Below are 13978 nucleotides of genomic sequence, written 5' to 3'. Positions count from 1 at the left end.
TTCCGCCCGCCGGCACGGGCCGCCCCGCGCCGGGTCAGGCGGGGAAGCGGGTCAGGACCTCGGGGCGGGTGGGCATGGCGACCGCGCCGCCCGGCGACTCGCAGACCAGGCCGGCCACCCGCAGCGCGAAGGCGACCCGGCGGTGCCAGTCGGCGGGATCGGTGGGCTCCCCGTCGACCAGCAGCTCGGCGACGAGCGCCCCCATCACCGAGTCGCCCGCGCCCGTGGCGTCCACCGCGCGCACCTTCGGCGCGGGCACGCGTACCGGATCGGCGTTGGCGGCGGCGACGACCGCGCCCGCCGCGCCGAGGGTGACCACGACGGTGGCCGCCCCCAGCTCCCGCAGGTACGCCGCGACCCCCTCGACCGGCTCGCCGGGATAGAGCAGCTCCGCGTCGGCGGCGCTGAGCTTGACCAGGTGGGCGGAGGCGGCGAACTCCGCGACCGTCTGGCGCAGGGCGGCCAGCGCGGCGGGGCCGTCGAGCAGCCGGGGTCGGACGTTCGGGTCGAACACGCGCAGCCCGCCCGCGAGGGACCAGGCCCGGCGCGCGGCGGCCAGGACGGTCGGCGACAGCAGCACGATCGAGCCGCAGTAGAGCACGTCGGCGCCCCCGACCAGGTCCGCGTCCAGGGCGTCGGCGGTGAGCAGCCCGTAGGACGGCGGTTCGCCGTAGAAGCGGAAGTCCGGCTCGGCGCCGGTGTGGGTGGCCACCGCCAGGGTGGTCGGCGCGGGCACGGTGACCGCCCCGGCCAGCCCGACGCCCGCGTCGGTCAGGAAGGCGCGGATCCGGGCGGCGAGCGCGTCGTCGCCGAGCGAGCCGACGAACTGCACCGACCCGCCGAGCCGGGCCACCCCGACGGCGACGTTGAGCGGGCCGCCGCCGATCGCCTGGCGGAAGACGGGCTGCCCGTCGCACTCCGCGTCGAGCAGGTCGATCAGTGCCTCGCCGAGCACCACCGCGTATCCCATCGTGGCCCTTCCGTCGCCTCCGCTGCCGTACCCCGATCCTGTCCTACCTGGCGACGACGCCAGCACCGAACCCCCACCTGACGGGGCCACGGCCCGGGCGACGCCCGGATATCATCGACGGTCGACTATTGCGGCGGTCGGCATCGGCGTGGTGAGATGACGCTGCCGGTCGATGCGAGGGGCTGTCGCGTCCGCCGGCATCGGGAGAGAGCCAGCGCGAGGGGCACACCGGTCCGCCGAGGCGGACCGTCGGTGACGCGCGCCGTCGGCCCACGGGCAGGGGCGCGGCACCGCGATCGTGACATCCGCTCGTCGCAGCGGAACGGCCGGTGCGGTCGTTCCGCGAGTCAGGAGAACCCCGTGACCCGTTCCCGCACGGCCGCGCTGCTCATCGCGGCCGCCACCCTCGCCGCGGGTGCCGCCACCATCGTGGCAAGCCCCGACCCGGCCGCCGCCCACGGCGCATCGATGACCCCCGGTGCCCGGACCTACCTGTGCTGGAAGGACGGCCTCACCCCCACGGGTGAGATCAAGCCGATCAACCCGGCCTGCTCGGCCGCGGTCGCCGAGAACGGGGCCAACTCGCTGTACAACTGGTTCAGCGTGCTGCGCTCGGACGCCGGCGGCCGCACCGTCGGCTTCATCCCCGACGGCAAGCTGTGCAGCGGCGGCAACCCCGGCTTCAGCGGCTACGACGCGCCCCGCACCGACTGGCCGCTGACCCACCTGACCGCCGGCGCCCGGTTCGACTTCAAGTACAGCAACTGGGCCCACCACCCGGGCACCTTCTACTTCTACGTGACGAAGGACAGCTGGAGCCCGACCCGGGCCCTGGCCTGGAGCGACCTGGAGGAGCAGCCCTTCCTCACGGTGACCAACCCGCCGCAGAACGGCCCGGTGGGCACCAACGAGGGGCACTACTACTTCAGCGGCAACATGCCGTCGGGCAAGAGCGGCCGGCACATCATCTACTCGCGCTGGGTCCGCTCGGACAGCCAGGAGAACTTCTTCGGCTGCTCGGACGTCACCTTCGACGGCGGCAACGGCCAGGTGACCGGCATCGGCGGCACCCCGAACCCGACCACCCCGGCGCCGACCCCGACCACCCCCGGGCCGACCCCGACCACGCCGGGGCCGACCCCGACCACGCCCGGGTCGACGACGCCGCCGCCGGCCGGCGGTGACTGCATGGCGACCTACAAGGTGGTCAGCTCCTGGTCCGGCGGGTTCCAGGGCGAGGTGGCCATCATGAACCACGGCTCGACGCCGTTCACCGGCTGGAAGGCGACCCTGACCTGGTCGACCGGCCAGACCATCAACAGCCTGTGGAACGGCACGTACACCACGTCCGGGTCGACGGTGACGGTCACCAACAGCCCCTACAACGGGACGGTCGCGCCGGAGGGGACCACCGCCTTCGGCTTCGTCGCCAGCGGCACAAGCTCGCTGCCGACGGTGAGCTGCACCCGCGCGTGACCTGACCGCGCGTCGGCTCCGCCGACGCGCGGTGCACGAAAGGGCCCCCGCCGACGGCGGGGGCCCTTTCCCGGTCTGCGCTGCCCGGCCTAGCGGACCATGGAGCCGACGACCGGCTTCGTCAGCAGCGCCGACTGGTTGCGCTGGATGCCCGGGTCGAGCGTCTTGGCCACGAAGATCGCGTGCCAGATGCAGAAGATCAGCACCGTCCACACCTTGCGGGAGTGGTCGGCCTCCTCCCGCTTGTGCTCCTCCAGGAGCCGCATCGCGTACGACAGGTCGATCAGCTCGCCCGCGCCGGAGTTGGACAGCACCCAGCGGGCCCACTCGTACATCTCGCCGCGCAGCCACACCCGCGTCGGGGTGGGGAAGCCCAGCTTCCTGCGGTTGACGATGGCCGGCGGCACGACGCCCTGCAGCGCCTGGCGCATGGCGTACTTGGTGGCGTCGGAGCGCGGCGGGAGCTTCAGGTCCACCGGGATGGTGGCCGCCACGTCGAACACCTCCTTGTCGAGGAACGGCACCCGGACCTCCAGCGAATGCGCCATCGAGATCCGGTCGGCCTTGACCAGGATGTCGCCGCGCAGCCAGGTGTAGAGGTCGACGTACTGCATCTTGGTGACGTCGTCGAGCTCGGTGCACTCGGCGTAGATCGGGGCGGTGACGTCGGTGTAGCGCACCGAGGGGTCGTAGCGGCGCAGCAGGTGCTGCTTCTCCTCCTCGGTGAACATCCGGGCGTTGCCGTAGTAGCGCTGCTCGATCGGGGTGGTGCCGCGCTCCAGGAAGCTCTTGCCCTTGACGCCCTGCGGGATGGCCTTGGAGACCGCGCGCAGCCCCTTCTGCACCCCGCCGGGCAGGCCGTTGACCGCGCCGAGGGACAGCGGCTCCCGGTAGATGGTGTAGCCGCCGAAGAACTCGTCGGCGCCCTCGCCGGAGAGGACCACGGTGACGTGCTCGGCGGCCTTCTTCGCCACGAAGTACAGCGGCACGAGCGCCGGGTCGGCCACCGGGTCGTCGAGGTGCCAGACGATCTTCGGCAGCGCGTCGATCATGTCCTGCGGCCCGATCTTGGTCGGGATCGTGGTCACGTCGAGGTGCCGGGCCGAGTCCTGGGCGACGTCGATCTCCGAGTAGCCGGGGACGTCGTAGCCGACGGTGAAGGTGAGGATGTGCGGGTTGAACTCGCGGGCCAGGGCCACCACGGCGGTGGAGTCGATGCCGCTGGACAGGAACGAGCCGACCGGCACGTCCGAGCGCATGTGCATCCGGACGCTCTCCCGCAGCGTCTCCCGGATGTGGTGGTAGAGCCGCTGTTCGTCGGCGACCGGGGTGGGCCGGAACACCGGGCGGTACCACCGGCGCACGTCGATCCGGCCGCCCGGGGTCCAGGTGAGGTATTCCCCCGACCCGATGCGGCTGATCCCCTGGTGCAGGGTGCCGGGCTCCGGGACGTACTGCAGGGTCAGGTAGTGGCTGAGGTTGGCCGTGTCGATGCCGGCGTCCCCGGCGTACGCCGACTGGGCGAACGGCAGCAGCGCCTTCTTCTCGGAGGCGAGGTAGAGCCCGTCGGCGGTCTCCAGGTAGTGCAGCGGCTTGATGCCGAAGTTGTCGCGCGCGCCGAACGCGCGGCGCTCCTGCCGGTCCCAGATGACGAAGGCGAACATGCCGCGCAGCCGGGTGAGCACCTGCTCGCCCCAGTAGTGGTAGCCGGCGACGATCACCTCGCCGTCGCCGGCGGTGGCGAACTGCGCGCCGAAGTTGCGCACCAGCTCGTCGCGCAGCTCGATGTAGTTGTAGATCTCGCCGTTGAAGGTCAGCAGGTAGCGCCCGCCCGCGTACGGCAGCGGCTCGTGGCTGGACGCCACGTCGATGATCGCCAGGCGCTTGTGCGCGAAGACCCCGTCGGCGTACTGGCCGCTCGCGTCGCCGACCACCTCGACCCCGGTCTCGTCCGGTCCGCGGTGGTGCAGGCATTCCAACGCCCCCGCGATGTGTTCGCGGTGGGCGGCGGCGTTGCCGTTAGCGCTGAAGAAGGCCAGAAGTCCGCACATGGTGGTCATCTTTCCACGCGGCGCGGGCGGCCGTCGCGGGCACCGCAGGGTCTCCGCCCGTGCCTGCGCCGGGGTACCGTCTGGACCAGCGACGAGGCGGAGGGAGCGGAGCATGAGCGAGGACCGGACGGACGGCCAGCCGGCGGACGGCACGGAGTCGCACGACCCGGATTTCCCGGAGGCGTTCCTGTCGTTCATGCGCCAGGGCTGGCGGGACACGACCCTGCCGGTGGGCCCCCGGGTGGAGGTGCCCAACCACGCCAAGCGGCGGGCCGCGCTCTCCGCGGCGTTCCCGGGCGAGACGCTGGTCATCCCCACGGGCGGGGAGAAGACACGCGCCAACGACACCGAATACCGGTTCCGGCCGGGCAGCGACTTCGCGTACCTGACCGGCGACCACGACCCGGACAGCGTGCTCGTGCTGCGCCCGAACGGCTCGGGGCACGACCCCGTGCTCTACATGCGGCCCCGCTCCTCGCGGGACAACGACGAGTTCTTCCGCAGCCGGCACGGCGAGCTGTGGGTGGGCCGGCGGCACACCCTTGCGGAGAAGTCGACGGAGCTGGGCCTGCCCACGGCCGACCTGGCCGAGCTGGACGCGGCGCTGGCCGACCTGGCCCCGGGGCGCACGCGGGTGCTGCGCGGCTTCGACGCCCGCGTCGACGCGGCCGTGCGCCCGTACGACGGGCCCCGGGAGGAGGGCCAGCCGGCCCGCGACCGGGAGCTGGCCATCGCGATCTCCGAGCTGAAGCTCGTCAAGGACGAGTGGGAGATCGCCCAGCTCCAGGACGCGATCGACGCCACCGTGCGCGGCTTCGAGGACGTGGCCCGGGTGCTGCCGGCCGACCGGGGCGTCTCGGAGCGGCTGCTGGAGGGCGTCTTCGCGCTGCGGGCCCGGCACGACGGCAACGACGTCGGCTACGGCTCGATCGTCGGAGCCGGCGAGCACGCCACGATCCTGCACTGGGTGCACAACCACGGCACCACCCGGCCGGGCGAGCTGCTGCTGATGGACATGGGCGTGGAGAACCGCAACCTCTACACCGCCGACGTCACCCGGGTGCTGCCGGTCGGCGGCCGGTTCACCCCGCTGCAACGCCAGGTCTACGACATCGTGTACGCCTCGCAGCAGGCCGGCATCGACTTCATCAAGCCGGGAGTGAAGTTCAAGGACGTCCATCTGACCTGCATGCGGGTGCTCGCGGAGGGGCTGCACGAGCTGGGCCTGCTGCCGGTGAGCGTGGACGAGGCAATGGACGAGAAGTCGACGGTCTACCGCCGCTGGACGCTGCACGGCTTCGGGCACATGCTCGGCATCGACGTGCACGACTGCTCGAACGCCCGCAAGGAGGCGTACCGCGACGGCGCGCTCGGCGAGGGCTACGTGCTCACCGTGGAGCCGGGGCTCTACTTCCAGCCCGAGGACGACCTGGTCCCGGAGGAGCTGCGCGGCATCGGCATCCGGATCGAGGACGACGTGCTGGTCACGGCGACCGGCGCGGTCAACCTGTCGGCGGGGCTGCCGCGCCGGGCCGACGAGGTGGAGAGCTGGCTCGCCGAGCAGCGCGAGGTGGGCTTCCGCCTGCCCGGCTGACTGTGACATGCCTTCCTGCTCGTCCTGGTGACGGACGGGAAGGCACCGAACACGGGGTTTCTTCGGATACGTCCGACTGAGGGCGGTTCGACCGCTACGGTGGGGTTCAGGGCCGACATCCCGTTGGCGCCATTCCATCCACTGGTCGCAGTCGTCGGCACAAACCGGCGAGCCAGGTCGGCACCACCTCCGGTGCTCGACTGATCCACATAGCGCGGGGCCTGCGCCACGGACGACGAGTCCGGACACAGGCCCCGACGCGTGCCCCGGGGCTGCCCGCCCGTGGCCCCGCAGTTCGGCATCTGCCGCACGGAGGCCGCACGAGGGCCGCACGCACCCTTCCTCCAGCACCGTGCGGCGCGCGCCCCGAGTCCCGTCTGATCTGGCCTGAGGCATCGGTTATCAAATGTGGGGTTTCCTCGGATAAGCCCACGAAGCGAAGAAAGCTCTCCTACGGTGACTTTCAGTAGCTACAACCGATTTGTAGCCAAGGACGCCTCGCCACGGCGAAGTGGCCTTGTCTGATGCAAGGAGAGGGCAGAGAGCTCCGATGTCCAATCACCTTAAGCAGAGCGGCGCCGCCAACCCGGTGCCGAGGAACCGCCGCAAGAAGTGGCTCGCCGCCGGCATCGCCGGCATGGCGGGCGTGGTCGGTCTGGGCATGATGGCCGCCACCAACGCCAGCGCGGTCACCCGTCTCGATGACTCCGGCGGACACCAGAGCCAGAAGGACGGTTCGGGCCGGGGCGAGGGCTGGGACGGACACGAAGGCGGCCGCCCCGGAGAGGACGCGCGGCGCATCACGCCCGTGCCGTGCAACGTCACCGCCCTGTTCGCCGCCATCAACCGGGCCAACCAGCACCTGGGGGGCACCCTGAAGCTGGCCCGCGGCTGCACGTACGAGCTGCGCACCGGCACCGCGACGGCGACCGGCAGCAATGCGCTGCCGCCGATCACCACCGACATCACCATCCTGGGGGAGCACTCGGTCCTGGAGCGGGCCTGGGACCTGGCGAGCGCGTCGCCGACCCTGTTCCGCATCTTCCAGGTCAACGCCGGGGGCAACCTGCGGCTGAGTGACGTCACGCTGCGCAACGGCCTGGTCGTCGCCGCCCCCGGCGGCGGGGCCATGCTGGTGCAGGCCGGCGGCCGGGCCGAGCTGAAGGGCGTGAAGCTGACCCAGAACAACGCCTCCACCACCGGGGTCAACGGTGGGGCGATCACCAACCTGGGCACCACCGTGCTGAAGGACACCAAGTTCACCCTCAACAACGCGGGGAACAGCGGGGGCGCGGTCTTCAACAGCGGCACGCTGACGGTGCACGACTCCCACTTCGAGGCGAACAAGGCCAGCGGCACGAACACCCAACCGCCCGTGTCCGGTGGTGGCGCGATCGCCAGCACCGCGGGTGCGGTGACCATCCGCAAGAGCACCTTCGTCGGCAACCAGACCGCCGGCAGCGGCGGCGGCCTCCTGGTGGCCGGCGGCTCCGCCGACGTCGCCGACAGCACCTTCCGGCTCAACGTCGCGCTGACCAACGGCGGCGGCATCGCCGTCACCGGGGGCAACGTGCAGTTGCGCGACGTCAAGTTCGTGGAGAACACGACGCTCGGCGCGGGTGGCGGGCTCTACACCTTCGCCGGCTCCACCACCACGATCCTGCCGGGCGACGACAAGTGGACGTCCGAGCTGGCCGAGCAGTACCGCGGCGGGAGCGCCCCGGACCATGGCACCAGGGCCAAGGGCAGCGAGGACAAGGGCGGCAAGGGCGGAATGGCCGAGCCGCAGCCCGACGGCCCCCAGCCCGGCGGCGACGGCGCGGAGTACGAGAAGAAGGTGGACCGCTACAACGGCACCACGTTCTTCGGCAACGTCGCCGGCACCAACGGCGGGGCCATCAACAACGGCGGCGTCCTCACGATGTCCGACAGCGTGGTGCTGCGCAACCAGGCCGCCAACACCGGCGGCGGCATCAACAACGCCGCCGGTGGGGCGCTCGTCGTCCAGCGCAGCGTGATCACCGAGAACCAGGCCGGCGCCACCAACGGCGGCGGCGGCATCTTCAACGCGGGCAACGCCAGCATCGACGTCAAGACGCTGGTCTTCCGCAACAACCCGAACAACTGCGGCGGCATCGCCATCACCAACTGCCAGGGCTGATCGGGCCACCACGGAGCAACCGCTCCACCACAACGAAGAAGCCGGCCCCGCCGGGCGCGACCTCAAGTCGCGCTCTGCGGGGCCGGCCCCGTACACCCCGGGTCAGCGCTGCACGAAGACCGCCACGCTGCGCGCCGGCACCGTGAACGTGCCGCTGCCCCGGTCGAACGAGGCGGTGCGCAGCACCGGATCGGCGGAGGCACGCAGCACCGGATGCAGTGCGACGTCCGACCCGCGCAGGCCGGGCACGGTCTGCTTCGCCGCCTGCGGGGTCGCGTTGAACACGACGGTCACCGACCGCCACTGCCCGCCGAACCCCCGGGCGTCGAGGGTCATCGTGAGCACGCCCGGCGTCTCGGCGACGCCGGACAGCGGGAACGCCACCCGCTTCTGCACCTGCTCGGCGGTGTCCAGCCCGAACACCGGCGACGACTCGCGCACGCGCAGCAGCTCCGCGTACCGGGCGTCGGCCAGGTCGATCGCCGCGCAGTCCGGCACCAGCTTCGGATCCGCCAGCAGCGGCTTCGCGTACGGCCACTTGTCCTGGTTGTCCTGCGCCGGGGGCAGGCCCGCGCCGAACCCGTTGCCCTGGGCGCAGTCCCAGCGGATCTGGTTGAACCAGTCGCCGGAGTTGTAGGAGTTGCGGTCCAGCGACTTCGACCGCAGCCGCTCCGAGCCGGCCGTCACGAACCCGGTGCCCTGCCCCAGCACCACCGTGGCGAGGGCGAGCACCTGCATCCGGGCCCGGTCCGTCGCCGAGGTGGCCTGCGGCAGCTTGTACGCCAGCGCGTCGTACAGGATCTCGTTGTCGTGCGCGTCGACGTAGGTGACCGCCTCGCCCGGCGCGGCCGTGTAGCCGGCCGGGGAGCCGTTGTAGTCGACCTGGCCGCCGGTGACCTGCCTGCCCGACGAGTCGGTGAACCGGTAGCCGCGCAGGTTGCCGGTGAGCCCCACCTTGATCAGGTCGTGGGCGTGCAGCAGCCGGGCCTTCTGCTCGGCGGCCGAGCCGTTGACGGGGTCGCCGTTGGGGTCGGTGAACAGGCCGGAGGCGAAGCCCTGCACGCGCGGGTTGGCGTCGAACGGGCCGCCGCCGCGCACCGCGTCGCGCAGCCGGTCGTTGAAGGTGCCGACGCCGGTGCCGGCCATGTTGGCCTGGGTGGCCTGCGTGAACCGGGCGTCGTCGGCGACCTCGCCGAAGTTCCAGCCCTCGCCGTAGAGCAGGATCCTGCGACCGTCGACGCCGTCGCGGGCGACGGTGAGCTGGTCCAGGGCGGCACGCACGGCCAGGATGTTCGCCTTGGGGTGGTGGCCCATCAGGTCAAACCGGAAGCCGTCCACCTTGTACGCCTTGGCCCAGGTGACCAGCGAGTCGACCACGAGCTTGCCCATCATGGCGTGCTCGGGGGCGGTGTTGGCGCAGCACGTGGAGTTGGCGACGGCCCCGTCGTCGAGCAGCCGGTGGTAGTAGCCGGGCACCACCTGGTCGAGCACCGACTTCGCGTCGGTGCCGGCGGCCGAGGTGTGGTTGTAGACGACGTCCATGACGACCCGCAGGCCCGCGCCGTTGATCCCGGCGACCATCCGGCGGAACTCGACGGTGCGCGCCGCCCCGGCCGGGTCGACGGCGTAGCCGCCCTCCGGCACGGTGTAGTGCAGCGGGTCGTACCCCCAGTTGTAGCCGTCGGTGTCGGCGACGGCCGCGACGCAGCGCTGCTGCTCGGCGGAGTCCGGGGGCAGCTTGGCCAGGTCGCAGGCCGGCTGCTGCTGGTCGGCCCGCCGCTCGGGGATGGTGGCGAAGTCGAACGCGGGCAGCAGGTGCAGGTAGTCGACGCCGGCGTCGGCGAGCGACCGCAGGTGCTTCATGCCGGCCGTGTCGGGGTCGGTGAAGGCGAGGTAGGTGCCGCGCCGCTCGGCCGGCACGCCTGCGTCGGCGACGGAGAAGTCCCGCACGGAGACCTCCTGGATCTGCGCCTTCGCCGGGGGCACGGCCGCCGGCTTGCGCAGGCCCGCCCAGCCGGCCGGCGCGAGCGCCGGGTCGGCCAGGTCGACGAGCTGGCTGTGCGTGGAGTCCGGGGCGAGGGCCAGCGAGTACGGGTCGGTCACCGAGGCGGTGACCATCCGCTGGGCGGCCGGCTGCCACGCGGACACCCGGTACCGGTAGAACTTTCCGGTCCAGCCCGGCTCGCCGCGCACCGACCACACGCCGGTGCGGTCGTCGCGGCGCATCGCCACGACCCGCGGCGCGGCGGTCGGGGCGTCGGACAGCTCCAGCGACACCGTGCGGGCGGTGGGCGCCCAGACCGACAGGGTGGGCACCCGGCCGGCGAAGGTGGGGCCGAGCCTCGCGCCGGTCGCGGCGGCGTACACGTCGTCGAGCACGCCCGGGATCTGCACGCCGGTCGCGCCGAGCAGCTTCCCCTCGGCGTCCCGCTCGGTGACCACGAGCTGCCCGCGCAGCGCCGCCGGCACCTTCGCCAGGTCGCCCCGGTCGAGGGTGAAGGCCCGGTGGGCCCACAGGTGCGGGAACCGCGCGCGCTGGGCCTCGGTGAGCCCGTTGCGCTGCGCCCGCAGCGGCAGCGAGGTGTACGTCCCGGACAGCTCCCCGTCGACGACGCTCACCCCGCCGGCCGGGGCGGTGACCAGGGCGTACGTCCGGCCGTCGGTGTCGGGAGTCTGCCAGGCGACGGTGGACCGGTCGATCCACTGCGCCCGCTGCTTGGTGATGTCCACGTCCCTGGATACCCCGGACGAGGTCGTCGGCAGTAGCCGGCCCGGCGTGGCGGCGAGCAGCCACACCTGACGGCCGGCGGTGGCGAAGTCGAGCCGCTGGTCGTCCGGCAGGTCCTTGGTGTCGCCGTTGTGGACGATGTAGCTCAGGCCGGTCGCCCCGGCGGCCAGCGGCACCCGGAAGACCGCGCCGAAGGAGTCGACCTTCTCCGGCCTGAGCGGGCTGGACCAGTCGGTGGGGTTGGCCGCGCCGTCCCACAGGTGCAGGCCCCAGCCGTCGTAGTTGTCGTCGGCGCGGCGGTAGTGGATCAGCGCGGTGTCCTCGGCGGCGGGCGGGTCGGGCTCGCCGGTGGCGGCCTGCCGGCTCGGGTAGAGCGCGGCGTCACCCTGCTTCACCCACACCTCGCCGGTCTGCGTCACGTCGACGGTGCGGTCGGTGGCGACGTCCTTGTTGCCGGCGGAGTCCACCACGAGGAAACCGACGGACTTCGCGCCGGGCTTCAGCTTCACCCAGGCGAACCGGCCGTACGAGTCCTCACCCGCGAACGGCTGCCCCTTGGGCCACTCGGTGACGTACGCGGGGTCGATGTCGCCCCAGGCGTACAGGCCCCAGTCGGCGTAGCCGCCGGCCGGGCGCTGGTAGTGCACCACCACCCAGTCCCGCGACGCGCTCTGGGCGGGGGTGCCGACCGTGGCGGTGGAGCGGGTGGCGGCGACGCGGCCCCGGCCGTCGCGGACGACGGCCTTGTACTCGACCTTCGTGCCGCCGGCCAGGCCGGTCAGGTCGTGGTGCACGGTGTACGGGGCGGTGTGCGCGCTGCCCAGCAGGGTCCACCGGCCGCCGGCGACCCGGGCGGCGACGGTGACGGTGGCGAGGGGATCGCCGGTGACCTGGGCGGTGACGGCGGCCCGGGTGGCGACGGGCGTGCCCGGGGCGGGGGCGGTGATGGTGATCGTCGGCTTCGCGGCGGCCTGCGGGATGGCCTTGGCGGCCCGGTGCACCACGGCGGACATGGCCGGCACGGTGAGGGTGAGCTTGCCGTCCGCCCCGGCGGTCGGCCTGGCGGTGCCGCCGTAAATGCCGGCGAAGGCGGTGCCGGGCGACCAGGTGTCCACGGTGACGGTCTGCGCGGTGTCGGCGTTGTTGACGGCGACGACGTACTCGACGCGCTGGCGGGGGTCGACGCGGGAGAACGCGAAGACGCCAGGGCCGTCGGCGGCGTACCGGGTGACCTGCACGCCGTCGCGCAGCGCCGGGTGGGCCTGGCGCAGCGCGCCCAGCCCGGCGATGGTGCGGTAGAGCGGGTGCGCCGGGTCGTACTGGTCGGCGGCGTGGGTGCGGTCGGTGCCGATCAGGTCGTCGTCGAGGTAGTCGGCCGTGCGCGAGGCGAACATGTCCTGCCGGGCGTCCTTGTCGCCGCCGGGGCCGGTGAAGCCCTGCTCGTCGCCGGAGTAGACCACCGGCTGCCCCCGGGTGAGGAACATCAGCTCGTGGGCGAGCGTGGTGCGGCGCAGCTGCGCGGCGTCGTCCCCGCCGGCCGCGGCGACGAAGGAGCCGATCCGGCCCATGTCGTGGTTGCCGAGGAAGGTGGTCAGCCGGTTGGCGTCGGTGTCGCGGGCGGCGTACAGGTCGTCGCGGGCGTACACGTCGGCGAGGGCCTTCGCGGAGCCGCCGGCGGCGGTGTAGCCGCGCGCGGCCTCCTGGAAGGCGAAGTCGAGGGTGGCGGGCAGGCCGCCGCGCCGCACGTAGGTGGAGGTGATCTCCGGGTCGGCGCTGTAGACCTCGCCGAACATGAAGAAGTCCTTCTTGCCCGCCTTCTCGGCCGCGCGCTCGATGCCCCGGCTGAACTGCGGCCAGAACTCCAGGTTGGCGTGCTTGACGGTGTCGAGCCGGAACCCGTCGACGCCGGTCGCGCCGAGCCAGTCGCCGTAGACCTTGGTGAGGCCCGCGACGACCTCGGGGCGCTCGGTCCACAGGTCGTCCAGGCCGAAGAAGTCGCCGTACTCGCTGTTCTCGCCGGCGAAGGTCGAGTCGCCCCGGTTGTGGTACATGGTGGCGTCGTTGAGCCACGCCGGGACCTTGACCTTCGCGTCGGCCGGGCTGTCGAAGGTCGGGGTGTACGGGAACGAGTCGGCGTTCACCTTGGGGAAGCCCCGGGTGCCGTCGGCGTAGTTGCGGTCCTCGAAGGCCCGCCCCTGCGCGTCGGTGTACGGCGCGGTCTTCTTGTCGATGTAGGCGTACTTGTCCTCGGCGTACTTGATGACGTCGGCGGTGTGGTTGACGATGACGTCGAGGTAGACCTTGATGCCCCGCCGGTGCGACAGCTGCACCAGCTTCTTCAGCTCCTCGTTGGTGCCGAAGTGCGGGTCGACCTGGGTGAAGTCGGTAATCCAGTAGCCGTGGTAGCCGGCGGAGACGTCGTCGCCGGTGCCCTGCACGGGCCGGTTCTTGAAGACCGGGGCGAGCCAGATGGCCGTCGTGCCCAGCCCCTGGATGTAGTCGAGCTTGTCGATGAGACCCTTGAGGTCGCCGCCGTGGTAGAAGCCCTTGTCGGTGGGGTCGAGGCCGGTGGACAGCCGGTCGCCGGTGAGACCGCCGGCGTCGTTGCGGGGGTCGCCGTTGGCGAACCGGTCGGGCAGGACGAAGTAGAACTGCTCGGCCCGGGCGTCGTCGTTGCCGGCGGCGAGCAGGGCCTCGGCGGAGGGCTCGGCGCGCCACTGCACCGCGCCGGCGGCGGCGAGGGGGTCGGTGCGGGTGCCGCCGTCGGCGGCGTCGCCGCCGAGCTGGCGCACGGCGACGGGGGCGCCGACGAGGGCGAGGGTGAGGGTGGAGACCAAGGCGAGCAGCGCCTTACGGGGCATAGGCGGGGGTTTCATCGACGGCCTTCCTCTGGTCGTGATTGGCCCGCACGCTAGCCCTTGCCGAAACGTTCTGCAATACCTTGCAAACGGAGTCGCAACAAAGCAGTCATCTTGCAAGCACCTGCGCACGGCAATGC

6 protein-coding genes are annotated in these 13978 nt (G+C 72.3%); 3 read left to right on the top strand and 3 right to left on the bottom strand.

Going from position 1 to position 13978, the window contains the following annotated elements; translation table 11 throughout:
* Positions 1–34 precede the first annotated feature (34 nt).
* A complete protein-coding gene (locus GA0070558_RS12115) occupies positions 35–970 on the bottom strand; it encodes a carbohydrate kinase family protein (RefSeq protein ID WP_091278598.1) in 936 nt (311 codons plus the stop codon).
* Positions 971–1330: 360 nt separating this feature from the next.
* Between GA0070558_RS12115 and GA0070558_RS12110 the strand changes: the two genes are divergently transcribed.
* Positions 1331–2446, top strand: a complete 1116-nt coding sequence (locus GA0070558_RS12110; protein ID WP_091278595.1) for a lytic polysaccharide monooxygenase — start codon at positions 1331–1333, stop codon at positions 2444–2446.
* 89 nt (positions 2447–2535) lie between these two features.
* Here GA0070558_RS12110 and asnB read toward each other — a convergent pair whose 3' ends face one another.
* Positions 2536–4497 carry an asparagine synthase (glutamine-hydrolyzing) gene (asnB, locus tag GA0070558_RS12105; RefSeq protein WP_077939220.1) on the bottom strand — a complete coding sequence of 654 codons (1962 nt, stop codon included), beginning with the start codon at positions 4495–4497 and terminating at the stop codon, positions 2536–2538.
* A gap of 112 nt (positions 4498–4609) precedes the next feature.
* On the opposite strand from asnB, the gene GA0070558_RS12100 reads away from it, so the two are divergent.
* Together GA0070558_RS12100 and GA0070558_RS12095 are read left to right on the top strand one after the other, a co-directional pair.
* Entirely contained in the window at positions 4610–6091 is a 1482-nt protein-coding gene (locus tag GA0070558_RS12100) for an aminopeptidase P family protein (RefSeq protein ID WP_091278591.1), read from the top strand.
* Positions 6092–6641: 550 nt separating this feature from the next.
* Positions 6642–8252 (top strand): hypothetical protein, encoded by a 1611-nt coding sequence (locus tag GA0070558_RS12095; RefSeq protein WP_091278588.1) that lies wholly within the window; start codon positions 6642–6644, stop codon positions 8250–8252.
* Between the two features lie 102 nt (positions 8253–8354).
* On the opposite strand, the gene pulA is transcribed toward GA0070558_RS12095, so the two are convergent.
* Positions 8355–13856, bottom strand: coding sequence for a pullulanase-type alpha-1,6-glucosidase (pulA, locus tag GA0070558_RS12090; protein WP_091278585.1), 5502 nt, complete (start codon positions 13854–13856; stop codon positions 8355–8357).
* Positions 13857–13978 lie beyond the last annotated feature (122 nt).

Source organism: Micromonospora haikouensis, from assembly GCF_900091595.1.
GTDB lineage: Bacteria > Actinomycetota > Actinomycetes > Mycobacteriales > Micromonosporaceae > Micromonospora > Micromonospora haikouensis.
Note: the sequence above shows the minus strand (reverse complement) of the source record. Positions and strands in the feature narration are given on the sequence as shown.